At 69.0% G+C, this 23,694-nt stretch carries 25 protein-coding genes; 8 read left to right on the top strand and 17 right to left on the bottom strand.

Going from position 1 to position 23,694, the window contains the following annotated elements; translation table 11 throughout:
* Positions 1–4: 4 nt before the first annotated feature.
* The 5 genes from AB0L64_RS22940 to AB0L64_RS22920 all read right to left on the bottom strand — a co-directional run bounded on the left by AB0L64_RS22940 (position 5) and on the right by AB0L64_RS22920 (position 3,753).
* A complete protein-coding gene (locus tag AB0L64_RS22940) occupies positions 5–973 on the bottom strand; it encodes an ABC transporter substrate-binding protein (RefSeq protein WP_363713015.1) in 969 nt (322 codons plus the stop codon).
* A 9-nt stretch (positions 974–982) separates the two neighbouring features.
* The gene (locus tag AB0L64_RS22935; RefSeq protein WP_363713013.1) at positions 983–1,927 is read right to left on the bottom strand and encodes an ABC transporter substrate-binding protein; all 945 of its coding nucleotides are present in this window, start codon (positions 1,925–1,927) and stop codon (positions 983–985) included.
* A complete protein-coding gene (locus AB0L64_RS22930) occupies positions 1,927–2,679 on the bottom strand; it encodes an amino acid ABC transporter ATP-binding protein (RefSeq protein ID WP_363713011.1) in 753 nt (250 codons plus the stop codon). Before AB0L64_RS22930 ends, AB0L64_RS22935 begins: the two co-directional genes overlap by 1 nt.
* Entirely contained in the window at positions 2,676–3,569 is an 894-nt protein-coding gene (locus AB0L64_RS22925) for an amino acid ABC transporter permease (protein ID WP_363713009.1), read from the bottom strand. The genes AB0L64_RS22930 and AB0L64_RS22925 overlap by 4 nt, the downstream gene beginning before the upstream one ends.
* Positions 3,570–3,678: 109 nt before the next feature.
* The gene (locus tag AB0L64_RS22920) at positions 3,679–3,753 is read right to left on the bottom strand and encodes a putative leader peptide (RefSeq protein ID WP_355483003.1); all 75 of its coding nucleotides are present in this window, start codon (positions 3,751–3,753) and stop codon (positions 3,679–3,681) included.
* A 340-nt stretch (positions 3,754–4,093) separates the two neighbouring features.
* Between AB0L64_RS22920 and AB0L64_RS22915 the strand changes: the two genes are divergently transcribed.
* Positions 4,094–5,020: a M23 family metallopeptidase gene (locus AB0L64_RS22915; RefSeq protein WP_363713007.1), complete on the top strand. Its 927-nt coding sequence runs from the start codon at positions 4,094–4,096 to the stop codon at positions 5,018–5,020.
* Positions 5,021–5,061: 41 nt separating this feature from the next.
* Positions 5,062–5,754 carry a hypothetical protein gene (locus AB0L64_RS22910; RefSeq protein WP_363713005.1) on the top strand — a complete coding sequence of 231 codons (693 nt, stop codon included), beginning with the start codon at positions 5,062–5,064 and terminating at the stop codon, positions 5,752–5,754.
* Here AB0L64_RS22910 and AB0L64_RS22905 read toward each other — a convergent pair.
* Genes AB0L64_RS22905 through AB0L64_RS22895 form a run of 3 tightly spaced genes read right to left on the bottom strand, consistent with a single transcriptional unit; the run spans position 5,751 to position 8,047 of the window.
* Positions 5,751–6,260, bottom strand: coding sequence for a GNAT family N-acetyltransferase (locus AB0L64_RS22905; protein WP_359939621.1), 510 nt, complete (start codon positions 6,258–6,260; stop codon positions 5,751–5,753). The genes AB0L64_RS22910 and AB0L64_RS22905 overlap by 4 nt on opposite strands.
* 42 nt (positions 6,261–6,302) lie before the next feature.
* Complete coding sequence (locus AB0L64_RS22900; RefSeq protein ID WP_363713003.1) at positions 6,303–7,388, bottom strand: HAMP domain-containing sensor histidine kinase; 1,086 nt, start codon at positions 7,386–7,388, stop codon at positions 6,303–6,305.
* Positions 7,385–8,047: a response regulator transcription factor gene (locus AB0L64_RS22895; protein WP_363713001.1), complete on the bottom strand. Its 663-nt coding sequence runs from the start codon at positions 8,045–8,047 to the stop codon at positions 7,385–7,387. The genes AB0L64_RS22900 and AB0L64_RS22895 overlap by 4 nt, the downstream gene beginning before the upstream one ends.
* Positions 8,048–8,135: 88 nt before the next feature.
* On the opposite strand from AB0L64_RS22895, the gene AB0L64_RS22890 reads away from it, so the two are divergent.
* Positions 8,136–8,762: a M15 family metallopeptidase gene (locus AB0L64_RS22890; RefSeq protein WP_363712999.1), complete on the top strand. Its 627-nt coding sequence runs from the start codon at positions 8,136–8,138 to the stop codon at positions 8,760–8,762.
* A 2-nt stretch (positions 8,763–8,764) separates the two neighbouring features.
* On the opposite strand, the gene AB0L64_RS22885 is transcribed toward AB0L64_RS22890, so the two are convergent.
* Complete coding sequence (locus tag AB0L64_RS22885; protein WP_363712997.1) at positions 8,765–9,598, bottom strand: oxidoreductase; 834 nt, start codon at positions 9,596–9,598, stop codon at positions 8,765–8,767.
* 184 nt (positions 9,599–9,782) lie between these two features.
* Here AB0L64_RS22885 and AB0L64_RS22880 point away from each other — a divergent pair, with 184 nt between their 5' ends.
* Entirely contained in the window at positions 9,783–10,766 is a 984-nt protein-coding gene (locus AB0L64_RS22880) for an AraC family transcriptional regulator ligand-binding domain-containing protein (protein WP_363712995.1), read from the top strand.
* Here the strand turns inward: AB0L64_RS22880 and AB0L64_RS22875 are convergent.
* Positions 10,763–11,284 (bottom strand): N-acetyltransferase family protein, encoded by a 522-nt coding sequence (locus tag AB0L64_RS22875; RefSeq protein WP_363712993.1) that lies wholly within the window; start codon positions 11,282–11,284, stop codon positions 10,763–10,765. The genes AB0L64_RS22880 and AB0L64_RS22875 overlap by 4 nt on opposite strands.
* 42 nt (positions 11,285–11,326) lie before the next feature.
* On the opposite strand from AB0L64_RS22875, the gene AB0L64_RS22870 reads away from it, so the two are divergent.
* Complete coding sequence (locus AB0L64_RS22870; RefSeq protein ID WP_363713499.1) at positions 11,327–11,887, top strand: XRE family transcriptional regulator; 561 nt, start codon at positions 11,327–11,329, stop codon at positions 11,885–11,887.
* On the opposite strand, the gene AB0L64_RS22865 is transcribed toward AB0L64_RS22870, so the two are convergent.
* Both AB0L64_RS22865 and AB0L64_RS22860 read right to left on the bottom strand, forming a co-directional pair.
* The gene (locus AB0L64_RS22865; RefSeq protein WP_363712991.1) at positions 11,854–13,365 is read right to left on the bottom strand and encodes an FAD-dependent monooxygenase; all 1,512 of its coding nucleotides are present in this window, start codon (positions 13,363–13,365) and stop codon (positions 11,854–11,856) included. The genes AB0L64_RS22870 and AB0L64_RS22865 overlap by 34 nt on opposite strands.
* Before the next feature lie 64 nt (positions 13,366–13,429).
* Positions 13,430–14,038, bottom strand: coding sequence for a TetR family transcriptional regulator (locus AB0L64_RS22860; protein WP_363712989.1), 609 nt, complete (start codon positions 14,036–14,038; stop codon positions 13,430–13,432).
* Between the two features lie 101 nt (positions 14,039–14,139).
* Here AB0L64_RS22860 and AB0L64_RS22855 point away from each other — a divergent pair, with 101 nt between their 5' ends.
* Positions 14,140–15,348: a TerC family protein gene (locus AB0L64_RS22855; protein ID WP_363712987.1), complete on the top strand. Its 1,209-nt coding sequence runs from the start codon at positions 14,140–14,142 to the stop codon at positions 15,346–15,348.
* 6 nt (positions 15,349–15,354) lie between these two features.
* Here the strand turns inward: AB0L64_RS22855 and AB0L64_RS22850 are convergent, their stop codons facing one another.
* From AB0L64_RS22850 to AB0L64_RS22835, 4 genes are read right to left on the bottom strand one after another with little or no spacing between them, the layout of a single operon-like run.
* Positions 15,355–16,185 (bottom strand): carbohydrate ABC transporter permease, encoded by an 831-nt coding sequence (locus AB0L64_RS22850; RefSeq protein WP_363712985.1) that lies wholly within the window; start codon positions 16,183–16,185, stop codon positions 15,355–15,357.
* Between the two features lie 2 nt (positions 16,186–16,187).
* A complete protein-coding gene (locus tag AB0L64_RS22845) occupies positions 16,188–17,138 on the bottom strand; it encodes a sugar ABC transporter permease (protein ID WP_363712983.1) in 951 nt (316 codons plus the stop codon).
* The gene (locus AB0L64_RS22840; protein WP_363712981.1) at positions 17,135–18,457 is read right to left on the bottom strand and encodes an extracellular solute-binding protein; all 1,323 of its coding nucleotides are present in this window, start codon (positions 18,455–18,457) and stop codon (positions 17,135–17,137) included. The genes AB0L64_RS22845 and AB0L64_RS22840 overlap by 4 nt, the downstream gene beginning before the upstream one ends.
* 1 nt (position 18,458) lies before the next feature.
* Positions 18,459–20,315 (bottom strand): beta-L-arabinofuranosidase domain-containing protein, encoded by a 1,857-nt coding sequence (locus tag AB0L64_RS22835; RefSeq protein ID WP_363712980.1) that lies wholly within the window; start codon positions 20,313–20,315, stop codon positions 18,459–18,461.
* A 156-nt stretch (positions 20,316–20,471) separates the two neighbouring features.
* Here AB0L64_RS22835 and AB0L64_RS22830 point away from each other — a divergent pair, with 156 nt between their 5' ends.
* Both AB0L64_RS22830 and AB0L64_RS22825 read left to right on the top strand, forming a co-directional pair.
* Positions 20,472–21,470: a LacI family DNA-binding transcriptional regulator gene (locus tag AB0L64_RS22830; protein ID WP_359939664.1), complete on the top strand. Its 999-nt coding sequence runs from the start codon at positions 20,472–20,474 to the stop codon at positions 21,468–21,470.
* Between the two features lie 88 nt (positions 21,471–21,558).
* A complete protein-coding gene (locus tag AB0L64_RS22825) occupies positions 21,559–22,746 on the top strand; it encodes a hypothetical protein (protein ID WP_363712978.1) in 1,188 nt (395 codons plus the stop codon).
* Here the strand turns inward: AB0L64_RS22825 and AB0L64_RS22820 are convergent.
* The gene (locus tag AB0L64_RS22820; RefSeq protein WP_363712976.1) at positions 22,709–23,689 is read right to left on the bottom strand and encodes an acetylxylan esterase; all 981 of its coding nucleotides are present in this window, start codon (positions 23,687–23,689) and stop codon (positions 22,709–22,711) included. The two genes, AB0L64_RS22825 and AB0L64_RS22820, sit on opposite strands and share 38 nt — an antisense overlap.
* Positions 23,690–23,694: the final 5 nt, after the last annotated feature.

Here is a 23,694-nt window from a genome sequence, read left to right as displayed (position 1 = left end):
GCTCCTATTTCTTCGGCAGGCCGGGCGGGTTGATCAGCGACTTCGGGACGGCCTCGGCCTGCAGGCCCCACTTGGCCAGCACCTTCGCGTAGGAGCCGTCGGCGATCGCTGCGTTCAGCGCGTCGGCGAGTGGCTTGACGAGGCCGTTGTCCTTCTTGGTCGTGATCCCGACCAGGCCCTGCACGGGGTAGCTGGACGAGACGGTGCCGACGATCTCGGTCTTGTGCTGGGTCGCGACGTGGTACGACGCGTTCGGGTTCGGACCGAGGTACAGGTCGATCCGGCCGGACTGCAGCGCGAGGTAGGTGTCCGCGGCCTGCTGGTAGTACTTGAGGTTCGCGGGTTTCCGGCCGGCCGCGACGTTCTGCTTGTTCCAGTCGACCAGGATCGCTTCCTGCAGCGTTCCGGAACCGACCGCGACGTTCTTTCCGGACAGGTCCGCCGGCCCGGTGATCTTCAGGCCGGAGCCGGTCTTCGCCTCGAACGCGTGCAGGCCGAGCCGGTAGGTCGCGAAGTCGTACTTCTCCTTGCGCAGCTCGGAAACGCCGATGTTCGAGATTCCGACCTGGTATTTCCCGGAGTCGAGACCGAGGAACAGGTTCTCCCAGCTCGTGGTCTCGATCTCGGCCCGCAACCCCAGCACACTCGCGACCAGGTAGGCGACGTCGATCTCGACCCCGATGGGCGTCTTGTTGTCGTCGGCGGTGAACCCGAGCGGCGGCAGACCACCGCCGGCCGAGCCGTTCCCGATCACGAGTTTCCCGGATTCCCGCACCGCCGGCGGCAGTTCGGCCGCGATGCTGTCCACCTTCGCCGAGGTGATGTGCTGCTGGCCGGCCGAGGTGTCGAAGGCGACCACCGACGCGTCACCGCTCTTCGCGGCCGGCCCGGCGGCGGGCTCCGTCTGCGGGTCTGCGCAGCCGGCCGCCGCCAGCAGAACCACCCAGATCGCCGCAATCCAACGTTTTCTCATCTGTCGTCCTCAGCTCGTCAGGGGAAGGCCGGGCGGGTTGATACCGGAGCGCGTGACCGCCTCGTTCGACACGTTCCAGCGGTCCAGGACCTTTGCGTAGCTGCCGTCCGCGATCACCCCGTCGATCGCCGCCTGGTAGGCCTGCACCAGACCGCTGTCCTTCTTGGTGGTGGCCGCGATCAGCCCCTGCAGCGTCGGCCCGGCGCCGGAGAACTTGCCGATCGTCTCGGTCTCACCGGACGTCTTCACGTGGTACGCGATCGACGGGTTCGGCCCGAGGTACGCGTCGATCCGGCCGGAGCTCAGGGCGAGGTACGTGTCGGTGTTCTTCTGGAAGTACTTGATCGTCGCGGCGGGCAACCCGGCCTTGACGTTGGCCTCGTTCCAGTCGACGAGGATCTTCTCCTGGTTCGTCCCGGAACCGACCGCGATCGTCTTCCCGGCGATGTCCTTGCCGCCGGTGACCCGCCAGGTCCCGCCCTTCTTCGCCTCGAACGCGATGTCGTCCTTGCGGTACGTCGCGAAGTCATACTTCTGCTTGCGCTTCTCCGTCACGGTGATGTTCGAGAAGCCCACGTCGTACTTGGCCGAGTCGAGGCCGACGAACAGGTTCTCCCAGCTCGTCACCTCGATCTCCGGCCGCACACCGAGCGCCTCGGCGACCAGGTACGCGATGTCGATCTCGAGACCGATCGGTGTCAAGTTGTCGTCGGCGTAGAAGCCGAGCGGCACGCTGCCGCTGCCGAACCCTGCGCCGACGACCAACGTGCCGCGGTCCCGGACCTTCGCGGGCAGCAGCGCGGCCGCGGCGTCGTTCTTCGTGGTGGTGACTCGGTGCTGGTCGGCCGACGTGTTCACGCCGGTGCCGGAGGTGGCGGCCGTGGCCTGCGGCTCGGTGCCGCACCCGGCCAGGGCGAGGAGCAGCAGACCGGCGGCGATCAGGGGACGTTTCATCACAGAACCTTGGAGATGAAGGCGCGGGTGCGCTCGTGGACGGGGTTGTCGAGCACCTCGCGGGGTGGACCCGACTCGAGGATCCGGCCGCCGTCGATGAAGACCACCGTGTCGGCGATCTCCCGGGCGAAGCCGATCTCGTGGGTGACGACGACCATCGTGGCGCCGTCGCGGGCGAGCTCCTTGATCACGTCGAGGACCTCGCCGACGAGCTCCGGGTCCAGCGCGCTGGTGGGCTCGTCGAACAGCAGGACCTTCGGTTTCAGCGCCAGCGCCCGGGCGATCGCGACCCGCTGCTGCTGACCACCGGACAGTTGCCGCGGGTACACGTCGGCCTTGTCGCCGACCCCCACCCGCTCCAGCAGTTCCCGCGCGAACGGCTCGACCTCGCCGCGCTTGCGGCGCTGCGCCGACACCGGCGCCTCGACGACGTTCTGCAACGCGGTCAGATGCCCGAACAGGTTGAAGTTCTGGAACACGAACCCGACCTGCGACCGCTGCCGCAGGATGTCGCGTTCCCGGAGCTCGTGCAGCTTGTTGCCGCGCCGCTGGTACCCGATCAGCTCGCCGTCGATCCGGATCAGCCCGCGATCGACCTTCTCCAGATGATTGATCGACCGCAGCAGCGTCGACTTCCCCGATCCCGACGGGCCGAGGATCACCGTGACGGTACCGGCCCGGATCTCCAGGTCGATCCCCTTCAGTACTTCGAGATCGCCGAAGCTCTTGTGCACACCCTTGACGTCGATCATCGCTTCGTACCTCGGGCGAACCGGCGCTCGACGTAGTACTGCACGATCGACAGCAGCGTGGTCAGCACGATGTACCAGACGGTGGCGACCATCAGCAGCGGTACGACGCGGCTGTTCCGGCCGTAGATCACCTGGACCTGGTAGAAGAGCTCGGGGATCGCCATCACCGAGACGATCGAGGTGCCCTTGAACAGGCTGATCACCTCGTTCGCGCCGTTCGGGAGGATCGAGCGCATCGCCTGCGGCAGCACGATCCGGAAGAACTGCCGCGCTTTCGGGATCCCCAGCGCGGCCGCGGCCTCGAGCTGACCGGCATCGACGGAAATGATCCCGCCACGGATGATTTCCGCCGCGTACGCCGCCTGGTGCAGGGCCAGGCCCAGCACCGCGGCGCCGAGCGGGCCGAACAGGTTGTTCGTACTGAAGTGCACGAACTCCGGACCGAACGGGATGCCGAGACTGAGTTCCTGGTACAGGTAGGCGATGTTGAACCAGAACAGCAGCTGCACGATCAACGGGATCGAGCGGAACGCCCAGATGTAGCCCCAGGCAACGACCTGGAGGAACGGGCTGCTGGACAGCCGCATCGACGCGAGGACGGCGCCGAGCACGAACCCGAGCACCGTGCCGTACGCCGTCAGCTGCACGGTCACCCAGAGCGCGGAGAAGATCGTCCGGGTGGCGAAGAACTGGAAGAACGTCGGCCAGTCCCAGCCCGGGTTCGTGACGAGCCCGTGCAGGAACATCGCGAGCAGGACGAGCACGACCCCGACGCCGACCCAGCGCCACGGGTGCCGCCGGGCGACGACGGTCAGTTCGAGATCGAGCGGTACTGCGGTGGCCGGTGGGCCGGTGGTCCCGGACGCGGACGTGACTGAAGTGGTGGACACGATGACACTCCCTGGCGGTGGGCAGGCTTCGCGGGCCCTCCGGCGCTGGAGGGCAGCAGGCGACAGACGTCCGGACCGGACGCCTCAACAGGACGCGAGGTAACTCGGCTCAGCGCAGACAGAGCGCGCTGGAGACCCGGAGAAGATCGATGTGGAGGCGGTAGTACGGCGGCTTGCGCGTCATCCCCGTCCCCTCTCGTCGGTCGTGTCATCTCAGTATGGGACGCGATTGAAAGATTAGTAAGTCAGTCGACAAAGCTCTCAATATATGGACGGCTTATACCGGTCCGGAGGGGCCGCCCGGCGCCATCAGGGAAGTGATCCGCGTCACAGCGGCGGCGACTTTCTTCACCGGCCGATTCACGCCTGAGCGTGCACCCGGCGGCAAGACGGCCTCACTGAGCGTGTCCAATTTCGCACGGTCTCTTCGCAATCCGTGTTTGGGCGCTCGTGACCCTCTCGTTATGGTCGTTGAGGCCGTCGGTCCCCCTCACCGGCGGTTTCCCCTCCCTGGAAGGTTTTCCGTGCCCACTCACCAAGACGCGCCGCATGCAGATCGGCAGGCGTCCAGCCTCTCGGCTGCCTCGCGCCGGGTGGCAAAGCACCGCTCCTCCCGTCGTAGCGTCCGCCGTACCCAGCTCATCGGCCTGACCGCCGCCCTGGCGGCCGCGGCGGGCACCACCACCGTCGGACTCAGCTCGTCCGCGAGCGGACCGGCCAATGCGTCCGGAAGCACCGGTCTGAGCCCCGCACAGGCCGAAGCCCTGACCGCCGCCCGCATCGATCGGCGCGACCTCGGATCGCGGGACGCGTCCCGGATCGACCTGTCGCTCGCATCGAGCCGGAAGGCGGCCGCCGACGCCGCGGCGAAGCAGCGGGCCGCGAAGCTCGCCGCGAACGCGACGCTGACGCAGCGGCGGGCGCTTGCCCTGGCCGCCGCGAAAGCAGCCGCCGCCCGCAAGGCCGCCGCCCAGAAGAAGGCCCTGGCCGAGGCTCGCGCCGAGGCGGTCGCGAAGGCCGCGGCCCTCAAGGCGGCTGCTGCCAAGGCTGCGCCGAAGGTCGTGCTGCCCACCACCGGCTACCACCTGACCGCCCGCTTCGACCAGGCCGGTGGCCGCTGGGCGCACAACCACACCGGTCTGGACTTCGCGGCCCCGATGGGTACGCCGGTCCGCTCGGTGATGGCCGGTGAGGTCATCCAGGCCGACTTCGAAGGCGCCTACGGCCGCCAGGTGAAGGTGCGGCACGCCGACGGCACCGTCACGTCGTACAGCCACATGTCCGAGTTCGACGTCTCCGTCGGCGACTCGGTCAAGGCCGGCACGATGGTCGGCCGGATCGGCATGACCGGCAACACCACCGGCCCCCACGTCCACTTCGAGGTCCTGCCCGGTGGCGGCTCGCCGATCAACCCGGAGCCATGGCTCCGCGACCACGGCGTCAACCCGTAACTCGCTAACGTTCCCCCGACCACTTCGAAGAGGGGGAACTTTTGAAGCCCTGGAAACTCGCGCCGGCCGTCGCAATCGTGGCGGCCGGCCTGACGGCCACCCAGCCCGCGCAAGCTGCCACGCAGCGAACGACGGCAGCCTGCACTCTCGCAGCCCCCGCACGCATCAGCGTCAGCGGGTCGTACAACCTGTTCTACGCGCGGCTGGGTGCCAACTGTCCTGCGAACGTCTACACGGCGGTGTGGAAGAGTACGCCCGCCGTCACGGGGAAGCCGCAGGGACGGCTCGAGTTCACGAACGGCAATCGCGTCGCCCAGTTCGGCTTCTCCGGTTCGTCGCCGGTGATCGGGACCATCACCTGGCAGCCCGCCGGTGGCGCGACAGACATCAACGGCGTCAAGGTCGCCGATCTCGCCACCGGGTACACGGCGTCCCGGTGCGCGTCGGTGGCAGCTCTCACCGGTGGCCGCCAGGGCAGTCGTACGGCGCTGCTCACCACGGTCTCGTACTGGCGCCCCCTGCACGACCGGTACGAGCGCTGGGCCGGCAAGAAGGTGCTGATCCAGTACCAGGACATCGGTACGACGACCTGGAAGGGCCTGGCGTACGCCACAACCAACAGCGTCGGACAGGTGACGTACAACTACTACCCGAACCGCACCCGCCGGTACCGCGTGTACGTTCCCGGCACCACCAGCATCTGGGACGACTACTCGCCCGTCATCAGTCGTTAGAGCGTCTTTGCCATGTCGAGGGCGGCGATGTAGTCGCCCTCGATGAGAAACTCGTTCGGGTGGGTGCCCTCGACGACGTACCCGTGCCGTTCGTACAGGCGGCGGGCGGCCGCGTTGGTGCTGTGGACGTGCAGGCTGATCTTGCGGGCACCGCGGAGACGGCCTTCGGCGGCCGCGGCCTCCAGGAGTGCCGAGGCGACACCGAGGCGGCGCGCGTCGTGGGCGACCGCGAGACCGTTGATCGTCAGCACCCCCGCGCCCTCGGGGAACTGGTACTTGTCCTGCAGGCGCAGGTACCCGACCACGGTCCCGTCGTGCTCCGCGACCAGATGCGCCTCCGGTCCGCTCCGGCTGAAGAAGGTGTCCTGCAGGGTGTCCTGGTACGACGGGAAACCCGACGACGCGTCCCAGGCGCTCCGCTCGATCGCGAGCAGCGCCGCGTCGTCCTCCTCGACGGCGCGGCGTACGGTCACCTGCTGGCCGGCTGATCGGCGGTCGTCACTCACCGCACCATCCTCGCCCGTCGACCGGGCCAACTGCCTGCCGGGTCAGCTTCCGAAGCCGAGCTCCCGCAGGACGACGGTTGCCGTCAGGCCCCCGTCCGGATTCGGGGCCAGCTCCAGCCGCCCGCGATGGACCTCGACGATCCGGCGTACCAGCGCCAGACCGAGTCCGTGCCCGGCGCCGTAGCGGTCCTTCGCGAACGGTTCGACGAAGGTCCGCACCCGCGCCGCGTCCAGGATCCCGCCGTCGCTCCGGACCACGAGCCAGCCGCCGGAAACTCGCACGGAAACCGTTCCGCCGCCGTGCCGGATCGCGTTCTGCACCAGATTGGTGACGACCTGGTGCAGCAGTACGTCGTTCCCCTCGACAACCGATTCCGTGAGCTCGGACGACAGCGTCGTACCCGCCTCGGCGGCCTCGGCGGACAGCGCCGGCCAGGCCGAGCGCAGCACCGCTGCGAGGTCGACCGGATCGACCTCGACCTCGCGGTTGTCCAGCGCGGTGAGGCTCAGCAGGGTCTCGACGATGTCGATCCCGCGCTGATTCGTCTCGGCCAGCCGTTTCACCAGCTGCGGCACGTCCTGGTGCCCCGGATCGGCCTGCGCGACCTCGAGCATCGTCTTCATCACGGCGTGCGGTGTCCGCAGCTCGTGCGAGGCGTTGGCCGCGAACCGCCGGTACTGCTCGAAGGACAGCTGCAGCCGGTCCAGCATCTCGTCGAACGTGTCCGACAGGTCGGTGAACTCGTCCCGGATCCCGGTCAGCCCGATCCGGTGGTCGAGCGACCCGCTCGCCGCGCGCCGCGCCGCAGCCGTGATCTCCTGCAACGGTTTCAGCATCCGGCCGGCGAGGATCCAGCCGCCGACCAGTCCGACGAGCGCCAGAAAGCCCAGCGTCCAGGCGGACAGTTTCACCACCAGGTCGAGAATCTCCGCGCGCGACGGCGGCTGGCCGGACTGTAGGTCCCGCGGATTCGCCGCGGTCAGCGGGTAGTTCGGAACGATCCGGAAAACCAGCCAGATGATGCAGGAAACGGCGGCGCCGGAAACGACCAGCAGACCGGCGTAGCTCAGCGTCAGCCGCAGCCGGACCGTCAGCCGCGGCCGCCGCGTCATCAGGCGCTCGCTCATGATTCCCCGACCCGGTAGCCGACGCCCGGCACCGTGTGGATCACCCACGGGTTCCCGAGCTGTTTCCGCAGCGCCGAGATCGTGATCCGGACGACGTTGCTGAACGGGTCGGCGTGTTCGTCCCAGGCCTTCTCCAGCAGTGTTTCCGCGCTGATCACACCGCCGCGCGCCGCCATCAGCAGCTCGAGCACGGCGAACTGCTTGCGGGTCAGTTTCACGTACCGGTCGAAGCGGTACACCTCGCGACGGTACGGATCCAGGCGGACGCCGGCGTACTCGATCACGGTCGGCGGGGTCGCGGCGGGGCGGCGGACCAGGGCCCGCAGCCGGACGACGAGCTCGCGCAGCTCGAACGGTTTGGTCAGGTAGTCGTCGGCGCCGAGTTCGAAGCCCGCCACCTTGTCGTCGAGGTCGCCGGCCGCGGTCAGCATCAGCACCCGGCAGCCGATGCCCTGCGCAACGATCTGCCGGCAGACCTCGTCCCCGCTGACGCCGGGCAGATCGCGGTCGAGGACCACGACGTCGTACGCGTTCACCGTGACCGCGTCCAGCGCCGAGTTGCCGTCGAAGGCCAGGTCGGCCGCGATCGCCTCCAGCCGCAGACCGGCCTGGATCGCCTCGGCGAGATAGACCTCGTCCTCGACGATCAGCACCCGCATACCGTCCATTGAACCAGGCGCCGCTTATCGAAAACGTAAAGGAATCCGCAGACGCTGCTGCAACATCGGCTCCGATGAACTGGTCGGCATGCTGATCAATCACCTGCGGCGCGGGCGCCGGCCGGCCGTACCGGGCCGGCCGGCGATCGTTGCCATCGTCATCGTTCTCGTCCTGACCGGCTGTACAGCGGTTTCCGGGGCGGACGAGACGTCACCGTCGAGCGCCGGTCCGGCCTCCAGGTCAGGGCGGTCGTCAGGATCCGGCTCGGCGCAGGGCGGACCGCCAGGCGCCGCGGACGGCGTCCTGCCGGACCACACCTCGGCGTACGACACCGATCTGCCCGGGGTCGCCAAGCTCGATCCCGCCCTGCGCGAGGCAGTTCAGCGGGCCGAGACCGCGATGCAGAAGGACGGCATCACGATGCAGGTCACGACCGGGTGGCGGAGCAAGAAGTACCAGGAAGAGCTGATGGAGAAGGCGATCCGCAAGTACGGCAGCAAGAAGAAGGCCAAGGAGTACGTCGCCGATCCCGACGAGTCCCACCACGTCACGGGCCACGCCGTCGACATCGGACCGACCGACGCCGACGACTGGCTGAACCGCCACGGCAGCCGCTACGGCCTGTGCCAGACGCTGTCCCACGAGATCTGGCACTTCGAGCTGGCGACCACGCCCGGCGGCACCTGCCCGCCGATGACCACGCCGAAGACGTGACGTCAGCTGGACGGAACCCCGATCGCTCGGCGCACGACCGCGTCGAAGGTACGGTCGGGCAGCACCTCGCGGAGGAAGATCAGCGGCTTGGCTCCGAAGCCGACGGCGTACCGGGTCTTCGGCCTGCGTGCCTGCACCGCCTTGGCGATCGTCCGGGCGATCAGCTCCGGCGCGGAGGCGCGCCGCTGATTGGACTCCGACGAGAGCGAGTCGGCGACCGCGTTGCCTTGCGGGGCGTACGGACCGGTGGAGGAGACCGCCCGGAGCTTGCCGGCGGCGATGCCGGCCCATTCGGTCTTGATCCCACCGGGCTCGATCACGACGACGTCGATACCGAAGGGCTTGAGCTCGAGCCGCAAGCAGTCGCTGATCGCCTCCAGCGCGAACTTGGTGGCGTGGTACCAGGCGCCGAGCGGAGTGTGGATCTTGCCGCCCATCGACGTGATGTTGACGATCTTTCCGGACCGCTGCGCGCGCATCTGCGGGAGCACGAGCTGGACGAGCCGCGCCGCGCCGAAGACGTTGACCTCGAACTGGTAGCGGGCTTCGTCGAGCGGGACGTCCTCGACCGCGCCGTACGAGCCGTAGCCGGCGTTGTTGACCAGGACGTCCAGGCGGCCCGTCTCGGCGAGGATCTTCTCGACGCCGGCCTGCAGCGAGGCGTCGTCGGTGACGTCCATCGCGATCGGGCGGATACCGGAGCTGGTGAGGTGGGCCATCCGCTCGACGCGCCGGGCCGCGGCGTAGACGGTGTAGCCGGCCTCGGCCAGTTCCAGGGCGGTGGCTTCACCGATGCCGGAAGAGGCGCCGGTGACGAGTGCTGTCGGCGTACTCAAGGTAGTTTCCTTTGCTGCGGTTCTGCTGTGGACACGGCCCACGGTAGGAACGGCGGCGCGCGGCTCCACTAGCACAAGACGCCGATCGGCTTGCACTTCGCGCCAGCGACGGTCGGCGTGATCTGCAAGTGCGTTGGCGGCTTGTGCGGGTCCGTCGCGTCGGGTCGGCGGCTAGGCTCGCGGTATGGCAGGTGACCGTTTCGACCTGGAACCGAGCATCCGGGCCTTCGTCCGGGACCTCGGGATCTCACCGTCGCGGGCCCTGCGGCGCGCCGAGCTGCCGGCTGACCTGTTCGCCCGGCAGCCCATCGAGCTCTCGGTTCCGGAGTACTACCGGTTCTGGGACGCGCTCGGTGCCGAGGGTGGCGCGGATCGCGATCTCGCGCTCGACATCGGGAAGGCGATCTCCGTCGAGTTCTTCTCGCCGCCGATGTTCGGCGCGCTCTGCAGCCCGAATCTCACCGCGGCGGCGCGGCGACTCGCTGTCCACAAGCCACTGATCGGCCCGCTGCGGATCGACGTCGACGCCGGCACCGCGCTGACGATCACCTGCGTCTGGCCGCCCGGACCGAAGCCACCGATCCTGCTGGCGGCCACCGAGCTGATTTTCTGGGTCGCTCTGGCCCGCATCGCCACGCGCGAGCAGATCCGGCCCGCACGGGTCACCATGCCCAGCCCACCCGCCGACCCGTCGGCGATGGAGAGCTACCTGGGCGCCCGGGTCCGCAAGGGCAGCCGGTCGTCGATCACCTTCACCGCCGCGGATGCGGGGCGTCCCTTCCTGACCGAGAACGAACAGATGTGGCGAGTCTTCGCCCCCGAGCTCCGCCGCCGGCTCTCCGACCTGCAGGCCTCCGCCACGGTCGCCGACCGGGTCCGCGCCGCACTCCTCGAGACGCTGCCCGCAGGTGACCCGTCGATCGGTGCGGTCACCCACCAGCTCGCCACCAGCGCGCGTACTCTCCAGCGGCAGCTCAGCCACGAAGGCACCTCGTTCCAGACCGTCCTGACCAGGACCCGGGAAGACCTCGCGCGGCACTACCTGACGAACGGCGACCTGCGGACCACGGACATCGCGTTCCTGCTCGGGTACGACGACACCAACTCGTTCTACCGGGCATTCAAGTCCTGGACCGGCACCACCCCCGACGCGGTCCGGGCCGGCTAGCTCGGTTCTTCCGGTGGGTCCGGGAGCTTGGCGAGCGGGCGCTGGGACCAGGCGACGTCATGCCAGGAATCGAGTTTCCAGCCGATGTTCCGGTAGGTACCGATGGTCTCGAAGCCGAGCGACTTGTGCAGGGCGTCGCTGGCCGGGTTGGGCTGGGTCACACCGGCGACGGCGGTGCGGAAACCGCGTTCGGAAAGCCGGTCGAAGAGGGCGTTGTAGAGGGTCCGGCCCGCGCCGGTGCGGTGGTGACTGGGCGCCACGTACACGCTGACCTCGCAGGACCAGCGGTACGCCGGACGCGGCTTCATCGCGCCGCCGTACGCATAGCCGACCACGTCGCCGTCGTCCTCGAGGACCAGCCACGCATGGGTGGACTGCGCAGTCGTGATCCGCTCGGCCATCTCCTCGGCCGTCGGCGGCTCGAGCTCGAACGTGATCGCGGTGCCCCTGACGTACGGCGCGTAGATGGCCGCGCAGGCCTCGGCGTCGGCGACCGAGGCGTCTCTGACCTGAACCATGACACGATAGTAGCCACAACTGTCTCTATAGTGGCAAGCGTGATGGATGAACTGTCTCGATCCCTGGCCGCGACCGTGCAGCAGGCGCGGGTCGCCCGGGACCTGTCGGTGAACGCGCTGGCCGAGCGGTCGGGCGTTTCCCGCGCGATGATCGGGAAGATCGAGCGGGGCGAGGCGCAGCCCACCGCCGTCCTGCTCGGGAAGCTGTCGGGAGCGCTCGGCATGACGTTGTCCGAGCTGGTCGCCCGCGCGGAGAACACGGGCGACCTGCTGCGGAAAGCGGAGGACCAGCCGGTCTGGACCGATCCGGTCACCGGATATCGCCGCCGCGCGGTGTCCCCGGTGACCGAAGGGCCCCTGGAACTGGTCGAGGTCGAGCTGCCGCCCGGCGCATCGGTCTCGTACCCGGCCGACGCGTACATCTTCAAGTACCAGCAGCTGTGGATCCTCGACGGAATCCTGCGTTTCCACGAGGGATCGCAGCTCCACGAGCTGCACACCGGGGACTGCCTGCAGCTCGGCCCGCCGTCTCCGACGACCTTCCACAACCCTGGTACGTCGGGGTGCCGCTACCTGGTCGCGCTGGTCAAAGGGCGCGGCTGAAACCACTGCGCGATCGCGTCACGCAGTCCGTCACGTTCCGCGGTGCCGTCCTGGTCGGCGGCCCATGCGACATAGCCGTCCGGCCTGATCAGCAGGGCGAGCGGAGTCTCGCTCCGGCCGGTGACCGCCTCCACGGGATCCTCCGCGAGGCCGGCGAACGCACCGTCGGGCGTGAGGTCGATGAGGAGCGGGCGTGCGGACCGCATCAGTTCGGCCAGCCGCACCGACCCGACCGTCAAGTCCGGCGCCCACCGGCCGACCAGCGGATGCGATCCCTCGGAGTACGTGATGTCGGCGCCGGAGATCAGGTCCGCAACGCGCTGCACGTTCCGCGGATCGGTCAGGAACTCGCCGAACAGTTTCCGCAACGCGGTCACGTCGGCGCCCGGCGCGATCAACGCGGACTGCGCCTGCGTCTGCATCACCACGCGCTCCCCCACCGGCCGGCGCTCGGACTCGTACGTGTCGAGCAGCCCGGGCGGCGCCCAGCCCCGCACCTCGGCCGCCAGCTTCCAGCCGAGGTTCACCGCGTCCTGCAGCCCGAGATTCAGCCCCGGCCCGCCGATCGCGGAATGCACATGCGCGGCGTCGCCGACCAGCAGCACCCGCCCGGAACGGAAACTCGAGGCGAGCCGGCTGTTGCCGCCGACCACCCGGCGCAACTGCCGGACACCCTCACCTGTTGGTTCGGCCAACGGCAGATGCACGCCGAGCACCCGGTCCGCGCTCTCCTGCAGCTCCTCGAACGTCATCTCCCGGTCAGGCGGGGCGTCCCACTCGCCGGTGCTGATCGCCGGCAGCCGATTCGGGAACGGCGCCCACACGAACAGGCCGCGTTCGGTCCGCTGATGCATGAACGGCGGCACCACGCCGTACCCCGGGATCTTCAGCACTCCGTCCTCGACGTACTCGGGCGGCACCGCGGCGCTCCCGGTCCGCGACACCATCGAGTCGTTGGTCACGCCGGGAAAGTCGATTCCGGCGAGTTTCCGCGTCCGGCTGTGCCCGCCGTCGGCGCCGACCAGATAGCCGGCCCGCAGCTGGTACTCGCCGTCCGGGCCGGACAGCGTGACCGTGACGCCGTCCTCGTCCTGGGTGAACCCGGCCAGCTCGTGGCCACGGCGGATCTCGACGCCGAGCTCGAGCGCGCGCTCCTGCAGCACTTCCTCGATGCGCACCTGCGGCACCTGCAGCAGGTAGACCGGGTTCTCCTCGAGCCTGTCGAGTGGCAGCGGCATCGCACCGAACACGAAACCGGGTGCGGGCCGAGGCGGCCCCGGCGTACCGCTCAGCCGCTCGTACAGTCCGCGCCGGTCGAGCATCCGGACCACCTGGCCCACCAGGCCGTTGGCGCGCGGAACCGTGCTGCGTTCCGGCAGTTTCTCCAGCACGATCGGCCGGACCCCGGCCAGCCGGAGCTCGCTCGCGAGCATCAGGCCGTTCGGGCCGGCCCCGGCAATGACGACTTCGGCATCCATGACATCCCTCCACAGGCATGACTGACCGCCCCGGCAACCCGCCGGGGTCGAGTGGTTCGATGAGTTATTCGGGGACGGGCAGGCCGGCTTCGACCTGGTCGAGCGCCGACGACAGCAGCTCGGCGATCGAGCGCGGCGGATCGGCGCGCAGCCACTCCGCCATCACGACGCCCCGGGTCGCGCCGATCACCTCGGCGACCAGCCGCGGATACATCCCCGAGGTGCCGGTCCGGTCGGCGACCGCGGCCGCCAGTTCGTCACCGGCGCGGGCGTACGCGCGAGCGGTCGCGCCCTGCAGGGCCGGCTCGCTCATCATCAGGCGAATACCGGCGAGCCACTGCTCGTCCGGCGGCCGCCGCCCGCCGTGCCCCTCCTCGCCGAGGGCGAAGTGCTTCTCGATCGCCGCGCGGACCGCCACCCACAGCGGCTCGTCGCCCGGCCGCGCCCGGAGCTCCTCGGCGATCCGCAGGCTGCGGTCGACCTCGCGCGCGGCGATCGCGTCGGCCTTGCTGTCGAAGTAGTTGCGGAACGTCCGCAGCGAGACGCCGGCCTCGGCGGCGATGTCCTCGATCCGCACATTGCCGTACCCGCGCTCGACAGCGAGCCGGACTGCGGCCCAGCTCAACGCGATCCGCGTCTCCTGCTTCTTCCGCTCCCGCAACCCGTCGGCCATACAGCGACCGTAGCAGAATTTGCTCAAAGAGCAAAGATGCCTTTTAGGCAACTTTCTTGGAGCAGGCTGGACTCGGCAGCCCGGCATGGTTGGGTTGACCCATGACCGTGTCCCTGGTGGTCTGGGTGCTGACGTTGCTCGCGATCGTCGGCCTGTTGCTGTTCGACTACTTCTTCCACGTGCGGTCGGCCCATGTGCCGACGATCCGCGAGGCCGCGATCTGGTCCGCGCTGTACGTCGGGATCGCGGTGCTGTTCGGCCTCGGCACCCTCGTGTTCGGCGGCGTCGCGATGGGGTCGGAGTATTTCGCCGGCTACATCACCGAGAAAGCGTTGTCGGTCGACAACCTGTTCGTGTTCCTGATCATCATGACCGGCTTCCGGGTGCCCCGGGAGAACCAGCAGAAGGTCCTGCTGGTCGGGATCGTGGTCAGCCTGATCGCGCGGGCCGGGTTCATCTTCATCGGCTCGGCGTTGCTGCACACGTTTTCCTGGGTGTTCTACGTGTTCGGGATCGCCCTCCTGCTGACCGCCGGGAACATGCTCAAGCCGGAAACCGAGGAATCCCACCAGGCGCAGAACGTGGTGGTCCGGCTCAGCCGCCGGCTGTTCCGGACCTCGGAGGACTACGACGGGGACCGGCTGACGACCGTGTCCGGCGGCCGCCGGATGCTGACGCCGATGCTGCTGGTGATGGTCGCGATCGGCGCCACCGACCTGATGTTCGCGCTGGACTCGATCCCGGCGATCTTCGGCCTGACCCAGAACGTGTTCGTCGTGTTCACGGCGACCGCGTTCAGCCTGCTCGGCCTCCGGCAGCTGTTCTTCCTGCTCGACGGGCTGCTGGACCGGCTGATCTACCTGTCGTTCGGGCTCGCGGCGATCCTCGCGTTCATCGGCGCCAAGCTGATCCTGCACGCGCTGCACGAGAACAACCTGCCGTTCGTGAACGGCGGCGAGCACGTCGAGGTGGTGGAGATCAGCACCGGTCTCTCACTGGCGGTGATCCTGGCCGTCCTGCTGATCACGATCTTCGCGTCGCTGTTCAGCACCCGCGGGCGGACGCAGACCGCGATGGCCCACATCCGCCGGGACGCGACGGCGTACCTCGACCCGGAGTACACCGACGACCCGGCGGAGCGGGAACGCGTGTTCCGGCGGCTGCTGCGGGCCCGCGACCACATCACCGACCTGGGCCCGAAGGCCAAGCAGCAGGTGCGGAACGAGGCCGACCTGATGGACCTGTGCCGCCAGGTCGGCGAGGCGCACGCCGCCGCCCACGCCGACCACGAGATCCGCCCCAGCTTGTGAACCCGCCTAGCCCTTGACGGCTCCTGATGCGAGGCCGCTGACGTAGAACCGCTGCAGTCCTACGTACAGCACCACGCACGGGATCATCGCGATCACCGACCCGGCCACCAGCGACCCGAAGTTGATCTCGCCGTACGCGCCGGCCTGGACGTTCACCAGCGCGACGGGCAGCGTGTAGAGCTCGTCCTTGGTCAGGAACGTGAGCGCACCGAGGAATTCCGTCCAGGCCGCGAGGAAGGCGTACAGCGCGACCGTCGCGGCGCCCGGCGTGATGAGCGGACGCAGGACGGAACCCAGCATGCGGAGCGTTCCGCACCCGTCGACGTGCGCCGAGTCCTCCAGCTCCACCGGCACCGACGCGAACGAGTTGCGCATCACGAACACCCCGAACGGCAGGTTCACCGTCGTGTAGAACAGCACCAGCCCGAGCAGGCTGTCGGTCAGCCGCAGGACGTTCATCTCCAGGTACAGCGGGGTCAGGATCGCCTGGAACGGGATCATCATCGACACCACGACGAGCGCGAACAGCAACGGCCCGCTGCGGAACCGGAAGCGCGCGAACCCGTACCCGGCGAGGGTCGCGAGCAGGGCCGTCAGGGCGGCGGTGCTGATCGCGACGACCAGGCTGTTCCCGACCGCCCGGACCAGGTTTCCGGGTCCTTCGATCAGTGTCCGGAAGTTGTCCCAGGTCAGGTCGAAGAACGTCTTCCCGTCCGGGGCCGCGACGATCACGTCGTTCGGCTGCACCGACCGGAAGAGGGCCCACAGCAACGGTACGGCGAAGACCAGGAACGCGCCGCCACCGCCGATCACGTAAAACGTGTTCTTGAGTCGCATCGTCAGTCCTTCTCCCGGAGCAGGCGGAACTGGGCCGCGGTGACCAGGCCGACCACGATCACCAGCACGATCGACAGCGCGGTCGCGGCACCGAGCTGCAGCTGCACGAAGGCCCGGTTGTAGATGTACTGGACCACCGTCGTGGTGTCGGTTCCCGGACCGCCGCGGGTGAGGATGTAGAACTGCGAGAACGCGAGCAGCGAGCCGATCACCGAGATGATCACGGCCATCGCGATCGTCCGGCGCAGGATCGGGATCGTGATCTCGCGTTCCTGCTTCCACCAGCCGGCGCCGTCCAGCTCGGCCGACTCGTAGTACTCGCGCGGGATCGCCTGCATACCGGCCATCAGCAGCATCATCGTCAGCCCGCTGACCGCCCAGACCACCAGCACGCAGATCAGCCCGGTCGCGAGCGGCCCGTCCACCAGCCAGGCCGTCGTACCGCCGGTGATGCCGAGTTCGCGGAGCACGATGTTGATCACGCCGCTGTCCGGCTGCGCCTCGAGGACGGTCACGAAGCTGAGCGTGGACAGTCCGACGACGAACGGCAGGAAGAAGACGGTGCGCAACACTGTCGAGCCGCGGCGTTTCCGGCGGACCAGGACCGCGAGTGCGTAGCCGAGTACCAGGATCGGCCCGGTCACGATGACCGTGTAGAGCAGCGTGTAGAGGACGGACTTGGCGAACGCGGCGTCGGAGACGATCGCGGTGTAGTTCTTCAGCCCACTGAACTTCACGGTGCCGATCAGCGGCCAGTTGGTCAGCGAGATCACCAGCGCGAACACGAGCGGGACCAGGACGAAGACGCCGACGAACAGTACGGCGGGACTCACCAGGAGCAGCCCGGTTCGGGACGGATGCGTGAGCGAGCCCTGCCCGACCCGGCGGCCGGCAGAGGCGGCTCTGCGCGAGCCGGAGTCGAGCCGGCGTGCACCTCTGACCGCGGTGCTCATGCTTGCCCCTGACGGAGGATGCGGTCGTAGTTCTGCTGTGCTTCCTTCATGGCGGCCTCCAGCTCGCCGTCGAACACGGCGCGGCGGAACATCTGCAGCCACGGCCCGTCCGGCTGGTTGTAGAGGAGGTTGTAGGACAGGGTGGTCGGCGCGTACCCCTCCTGGATGCGTTCCAGCGGCAGCGTCGCCAACGGGTATTTCTCCGCGAACTCCGGGCTCCGGGCGTCCGACCGCACCGGTGTGTAGCCGCCGGCCGGCAGGTCGATCTGCTGCGGCAGGTCCAGCGCGAACCGGACGAACTCCCACGCGCCGGACGCGTTCCGGGCACCGCGCGGGATGCACATGTTGTCGCCGCCGTCGAAGAACGCGGCGCCACCGTCGGGGCCGGACAGCAGCCGCGGCGTGACCTTCTCGTGGAACGCCTTGTCGGACGCCGAGACGACCACGCTGTAGTTCGACGGGAAGATGCCGATCTTGCCGGCCCGGAAATCGCTGCCCCAGCGCGACGCGTCGTCGGAGAAGTTTGCCCTGGGCACCAATCCGTCGACCCACAGCTGCCGGTGCAGCTCGAGCATCTGCGTGACCGCGTCGTTTCCGACGATGTGTCCGGACTGGTCCGGGATCGTGCCCTGGATCAGATCCGTGTCCGCCGCCCACACCATCGGCTGGACGACGAACCCGAGGGCACCCGGACTGTTCGCCGGGAAACTCCACGCGTAGATGTCGTCGCCGAGTTTCCGGAATTTCCGTGCCGCGTCGAGCAGGCTTCCGAACGATTTGACGGCCTGGTCCGGGTCGACGTCGGCCCGGTCGCACAGCTCGGTGTTGAACCAGAACATCGAGTTGTCGGCGAGGTACGGAACGCCGTACACCCGGTCGTCCTTGGTCGCCAGCCGCAGGTGGCCCGGGCTTAGCTTTTCCCGGAAGTCCAGGGCGGCGAGCGGTTCGGTGAGGTCGGTGAACGCGTCGCGGTAGATGAACAGCATCGAGTTGATGTCGTCGATGTCGACCAGGTCCGGCACACTCCGGCCGCGGATCGCGGTCGCCAGCTTGGTCACGTACTGGGCGTCCAGGACCGGTGTCAGCTCGACGGTGAGCCGGTCCTGCGACGCGTTGAACTTCTTCACCAGGTCGGTCAGGCCGCTCTGCGTCGCCGCCCGGCACCACACCTGCACGGTGCCGGTGGCGTCCTGCCCGAAACCCGCCGCCTGGACGTCGGGTGCGGGCAGGACCGAACTGCAGCTCGACGTCAGACCGGCCCCGGTCAGGCCGGCCGCCGCAGCGGCCGACACGCCGAGGAACTTCCGCCGGGTGAACACGTCAGGCCCTGGGCAGCCAGACGCGCATGGCACCGATCTCCCGGTTCGCCCACGCGTAGTACGGGATCGCGGTCACCTCGACCTCGTCGCCGGTCGAGTCCTCGACACCGACCTCGAACGACCAGCCGGGCCGATGACCTGTGCCTGCTCGTCCCTTGGCCTTCAGCACTGTCACTCCGTCCAGGAGATTCGTGCTCTCGGCAACAGGCGCCTCGGGTACCAGATGCAGATCGTCGACGTTCGCCTCGTTGTCCGCCTGCTCGACGGCGTACACCAGCGGACCGCGCTCCAGCGCGACGCAACCACGCACCGCGTCGATCCGAGGATCCGCCCCGACGACCCTGGACTCCAATGGCAGCTGGAGATCGATCTGTGCAGCTGTGACGCGAGCGTAGGTGCCGGGCTCGACGCGTTCGCCGTTGACGGTGGCCCCTTCCGCCCACGCCGGAATGCGGAGGTCGACCACCGCCGGGGCCGCGCTGGTGATGCGGACCGCGCCGTCCCACGGGTAGTTCGTCTCGACGGTCAGCTCCACGTCGCCCGCCTTGATCGTGCCCGCGGCGTACTGGTGGATCTGGACCGCGTCGTCGCCGGTGGTCGCGAGGTAGCCGTCGAGACTCGACAGCGTGCGCATGATGTTCGGCGGGCAGCACGCGCAGTCGAACCAGCCGCGCCGCCCGTGCGCCGGGCTCCGGCCGGTGTCCGGGTACGCCGCGCCGCGCAGCTGCAACGGGTTGACGTAGAAGTACTCCGAACCGCCCAGCGACACGCCGGCCAGGAAACCGTTGTACAGCATCCGCTCGATCGCGTCGCCGTACGCCGCCTCGCCGGTCGCGAGCAGCATCCGCCAGGCCCACTGGATTCCGCCGATTGCCGCACATGTTTCCGCGTACGCACGGTCCGGCGGCAGCTCGTACTCGTCGCCGAACGCCTCGCCCTCCCAGCGCGCGCCCAGCCCGCCGGTGACGTAGGTCTTCGTGGACCACATGTGGTCGAACTGCCGCTGCAAAGCGTCGAGCAGCTCGGCGTCACCGGTCTCCAGCGCGACGTCGGCCGCACCGGCGGCGAGGTAGACCGCGCGGACCGAGTGACCCTCGACGCTGGTCGCCTCGCGGACCGGGACCCGGTCGGAGAAGTACGCCGGCGAGTGTCCGTGCCGCTCGATGATCCCGTGGCCGCGGGCCTCGACGAACCACGTCGCCAGATCCAGGTACGCCGCTGTACCGGTTTCTCGATAAAGCTCGACCAGGGCCATCTCGATGACCGGGTGACCGTCGACGTCGACGGTCTTGCCGTCGCCGAACGTCGCGACGAGGTGGTCGGCCAGCTTGGTCGCGACGTCGAGCAGCGCCCGGTCGCCGGTGCAGCGGACCTGCGCGACGGCGGCCTGGATCAGGTGGCCGGCGCAGTAGTGCTCGTGGCTCCAGACGAGTTGCTGGTAGCGGCCCTCGTCGCCGTAGCGGAGCTGGACGACCGAGTCGAGGTACCCGTCGTCGCGCTGTGCGGCCGCGACGACCGCGGTCAGCTCACGGATGCGCCGCAGCAGGTCGTCGTCGGGGTTGCGTCCGTACTCCCACGCGGCGGCCTCGAGCCACTTGTAGACGTCGGAGTCGGCGAACACCGGGCCGATCGCCTCGCCTTCGCCGATACCGGCGGCGAGGCGGAGGTTGTGCAGGTTGCCTGCCTTCTCGAGCTGGTCCTGGCCGCTGGGGATCGCGTCCGCGCCGTTGCGGGCCTGCCGCGGCGCCCAGAAGCCGCCGGTGATCGCGACCTGACCGAGTCCGAGGGGGTGCCGGCGGCCCTTCGCGGTGGCCGCCGGAGTGCGGGAAGTGGTGACAGTTTCCGGGGAAGAGCTCATCAACCGTGACTCCTGAGTTAGGAAAATCCGGAACACGTTTTCCTGGACGAAGGTAGAGAGCCGAACGCGCCAGGTCAACCCCTGCCTGTGGATAAACTCCGGGTCGGTCGCGATCCGTGCGGTACTGTGCCGGAAACCTCGGAAAGGAGTTGCTGCATGGCGTCACGGATCATCCGCGTGCCCGGGATCAAGGACGTGGCCGCACTGGCCGGTGTCTCGGCGAGCACGGCGTCGAAGGCGCTGAACGACACCGGGCAGCTCCGCGCGGAGACCCGCGAGCGCGTCCGCCGGGCGGCCGACCAGCTCGGTTTCCGCCCCGACAGCCGCGGCCGCGCGCTCGCGTCCGGGCGCAGTTTCACCGTCGGCCTGATCACGACCGACAGCTCCGGCCGGTTCAGCATACCGATCATGCTCGGCGCCGAGGACGCGTTGAGCGCCGGCGAGATGGCCCTCGTGCTCTGCGACACCCGGGACGACCCGCTCCGCGAGCAGCACTACCTGAAGTCGCTGGTTTCCCGCCGGGTGGACGGCATCATCGTGACCGGTCGCCGGACCGAGGCGCGCGAGCCGATCGACGTACCGATCCCGGTGGTGTACGCGTTCAGCCCGTCGACCGATCCGGACGACACGTCGGTGATCGTCGACGACCACGGCGGCGCCGCGTCGGCCGTGCGCCACCTGCAGTCCCTCGGCCGGGAGCGGATCGCCCACGTCACCGGTCCCGAGTCGCATCTCAGCGCGCAGATCCGCGCCGCGTCGACGATGGGCGCCGCGCGGGCGGGCTTCGTCGGCCAGCCGCTGTACGGCGAGTGGAGCGAGCGCTGGGGACGGCACGCGGTCGACGTGCTGCTCCGGGCCGAGCCGACGGTGGAGGCGATCACCTGCGGCAGCGACCAGATCGCCCGGGGCGTCTGCGACCGCCTGCGCGAGCTCGGCCGCTCGGTGCCCGACGACATCGCGGTCACCGGCTTCGACAACTGGTCCGTGATGGCACTGGCCAGCCGGCCGCCGCTGACCACCGTCGACATGGAGCTCGAGGAGCTCGGTCGCCGGACCGCCAACCTGCTGCTCGACGTCATCGCCGGAGAACCGCGCCGCGGTCAGCTGATCCTGCCCACCCGCCTGATCACCCGGGAGTCGACGCTCGGCACGTGACGGCACCGGACACGTCGCGTGGTCCCGTTTCCGGATGGTCACCCGTTCGACTGCCGTTGGTTGCCGACGGCCGTCTAGATTGAGCCGGGTGCTGCGCAAGCTGGTGATCGGTGTGGCGGTCGTCGCGACGCTGGTGGCAGGGGTGGGGACCGCGCGTCTGGTGCTTCCGTGGACCGATCCTGCCCGGGGTGTGGTGAAGCAGTTGGCGTTCCTGCGCGCCGAACTCGAGGACGGCGCGGACCTGGCCGCGCAGAAACAGTTTCCGGAAGGTTTCTTCTTCCTCAACGTGCTGTACGGGCTCAGCTGGGTCCAGGTCGGCATCGACGATCCGGCGCGCTCCGCCCACGCGACCGCGGAAGTGCGCTGGGCACTCGACCGGATCGCCTCCGCGGACGGGACCGCTCCGTTCGACGCGTCGCTGCAACCGCGGTACGGCGTCTTCTACGCGGGCTGGACGAACTGGCTCCGCGGCGGCCTGATCGCGCTCGGCCACTCCGACGCCGCCGACCGAGATGCGTTCAGCAGCGACTCGGTCGAGATCGCCACCGCTTTCCGGACCGCGAGGACGCCGTTCCTGGCCGCCTACCCGGGACAGGTCTGGCCGGTCGACTCGGTCGTCGCGATCGCCTCGCTCCGGCTGTACGACGCGCTGGTCGCGCCGCGCTTCGACCGGACCGCGCGCAACTGGGTGACGGCGGCGAAGACCCGGCTGGATCCGGCGACCGGGTTGCTTCCGCATCAGGTCCTTCCGCAGGTTTCCGGCGCGCGGGGCTCGTCGCAGGCCATGATCCAGCGATTCCTGGTCGACATCGATCCGGCGTTCGCGCGAACGCAGTACGCAAGCTTCAAGGACAAGTTCGTCAACGGGCTCGGAGTCCGTGAGTACCCGGAGGGCACCAGCGGCCAGGGGGACGTGGACTCCGGGCCACTGGTGTTCGGAATGAGTCTTTCCGCGACGGTCGTCGCGCTGGGCGCGGCCCGGGTTCACCACGACCCGCTGGCCGACCGTTTGGCGCGCACGGGCGAGCTGATCGGGTTGCCGTTCAGCGGGCTGAAGACGAAGCGGTACGCGTTCGGTGCGGTGCCGATCGGGGACGCATTTCTCGCCTGGTCGACGGCTGCCCGGCCGCTGGTCGCCGCCGCCCAGCCGGAACTCGACGGCGAGTCCGGCTGGTGGCGACTTCCTTGGTTGGTGCTGCTCTGGCTACCGGCCTTGCTCCTGTGGGGCGCGCTCCGGCTCAGGCACCGTGGCCGAAGGCGCCCGCGAGCGCATTGAGCTTGCGCGGCAGGTCGTACTCGGCGCCACCCTCGTGACCGTTGTAGGTGAACACCTCGATCTCGGCCGGTCCGGCATAGGCGTGGTACGCCGCGAACACCGTGGACGGCGGGCAGATGTTGTCCATCAGCGCGACCGAGAACCACGCCGGGCACGTCGCACGGGCGGCGAAGTTCACCGCGTCGAAGTACGACAACGTGCCGATCGCGGTCTCGGTCTCGAACCGGTGCCCCTTCAGCCAGCGCGCGATCTCGGCGTACGGCCCGTTGTCGGTGATCTGCGACGCGCGCCGGAAATGACTCAGGAACGGTACGTCGGCGATCGCCGCGGACAGGTCCGCGCGCAGCCCGGCGACCGCGAGCGCGAGCCCGCCGCCCTGGCTGCCACCGACCACCGCGACACGGTCGGCGTCGACGTCCGGGCTGCTCCGCACGGCATCGACCGCGCGCACCGCGTCGGTGATCAGCCGCCGGTAGTAGTGCTTGGCCGGATCCTCGATTCCGCGGGTCAGGAAACCCGGTGCCGACGATCCGTGTCCTTCCGGCGCGATGTCTGGAGTTTCCGAAACGGTTTTTCCGCCGCCGCCCTGGCCGCGGTTGTCCATGATCAGGTGCGCGTATCCGGCCGCGCTCCAGGTGAGCCACTCGTAAGGAATGCCCCGGCCGCCGTTGTACCCGATGTACTGCACGACCGCGGGCAGCGAACCGGTGCGATGGCGTGGCAGGAGCAGCCACGCCTTGACCGGTTGACCGCCCCATCCGCTGAACGTCACGTCCTGGACCTCGACGGTCGCCAGACGTGCGTCGTAGGGCGCGAACCGGGTGTCGATCGGCCGTCCGGCAGCGTCGTCGAGCGTCTGCTTCCAGAACGCGTCGAAGTCCGCGGGCTCCTCCGGCTCCGGCCGGTACTCGCGCAACCGGTCCAGGGGCATGTCGACCAGCATGAAGT

This window comes from Kribbella sp. NPDC051936, assembly GCF_040680955.1.
GTDB lineage: Bacteria > Actinomycetota > Actinomycetes > Propionibacteriales > Kribbellaceae > Kribbella.
This window is presented reverse-complemented; position numbering and strand designations above follow the sequence as displayed.

What these genes read in the sequence shown, in the direction of transcription:
- AB0L64_RS22935 (WP_363713013.1), bottom strand. Translation starts at nt 1,927, where the DNA reads ATGAAACGTCCCCTGATCGCCGCCGGTCTGCTGCTCCTCGCCCTGGCC.
- AB0L64_RS22940 (WP_363713015.1), bottom strand. Translation starts at nt 973, where the DNA reads ATGAGAAAACGTTGGATTGCGGCGATCTGGGTGGTTCTGCTGGCGGCG.
- AB0L64_RS22830 (WP_359939664.1), top strand. Translation starts at nt 20,472, where the DNA reads ATGGCGTCACGGATCATCCGCGTGCCCGGGATCAAGGACGTGGCCGCA.
- AB0L64_RS22865 (WP_363712991.1), bottom strand. Translation starts at nt 13,365, where the DNA reads ATGGATGCCGAAGTCGTCATTGCCGGGGCCGGCCCGAACGGCCTGATG.
- AB0L64_RS22870 (WP_363713499.1), top strand. Translation starts at nt 11,327, where the DNA reads ATGGATGAACTGTCTCGATCCCTGGCCGCGACCGTGCAGCAGGCGCGG.
- AB0L64_RS22900 (WP_363713003.1), bottom strand. Translation starts at nt 7,388, where the DNA reads ATGAGCGAGCGCCTGATGACGCGGCGGCCGCGGCTGACGGTCCGGCTG.
- AB0L64_RS22855 (WP_363712987.1), top strand. Translation starts at nt 14,140, where the DNA reads ATGACCGTGTCCCTGGTGGTCTGGGTGCTGACGTTGCTCGCGATCGTC.
- AB0L64_RS22860 (WP_363712989.1), bottom strand. Translation starts at nt 14,038, where the DNA reads ATGGCCGACGGGTTGCGGGAGCGGAAGAAGCAGGAGACGCGGATCGCG.
- AB0L64_RS22880 (WP_363712995.1), top strand. Translation starts at nt 9,783, where the DNA reads ATGGCAGGTGACCGTTTCGACCTGGAACCGAGCATCCGGGCCTTCGTC.
- AB0L64_RS22835 (WP_363712980.1), bottom strand. Translation starts at nt 20,315, where the DNA reads ATGAGCTCTTCCCCGGAAACTGTCACCACTTCCCGCACTCCGGCGGCC.
- AB0L64_RS22845 (WP_363712983.1), bottom strand. Translation starts at nt 17,138, where the DNA reads ATGAGCACCGCGGTCAGAGGTGCACGCCGGCTCGACTCCGGCTCGCGC.
- AB0L64_RS22890 (WP_363712999.1), top strand. Translation starts at nt 8,136, where the DNA reads ATGCTGATCAATCACCTGCGGCGCGGGCGCCGGCCGGCCGTACCGGGC.
- AB0L64_RS22850 (WP_363712985.1), bottom strand. Translation starts at nt 16,185, where the DNA reads ATGCGACTCAAGAACACGTTTTACGTGATCGGCGGTGGCGGCGCGTTC.
- AB0L64_RS22930 (WP_363713011.1), bottom strand. Translation starts at nt 2,679, where the DNA reads ATGATCGACGTCAAGGGTGTGCACAAGAGCTTCGGCGATCTCGAAGTA.
- AB0L64_RS22875 (WP_363712993.1), bottom strand. Translation starts at nt 11,284, where the DNA reads ATGGTTCAGGTCAGAGACGCCTCGGTCGCCGACGCCGAGGCCTGCGCG.
- AB0L64_RS22895 (WP_363713001.1), bottom strand. Translation starts at nt 8,047, where the DNA reads ATGCGGGTGCTGATCGTCGAGGACGAGGTCTATCTCGCCGAGGCGATC.
- AB0L64_RS22820 (WP_363712976.1), bottom strand. Translation starts at nt 23,689, where the DNA reads ATGCTGGTCGACATGCCCCTGGACCGGTTGCGCGAGTACCGGCCGGAG.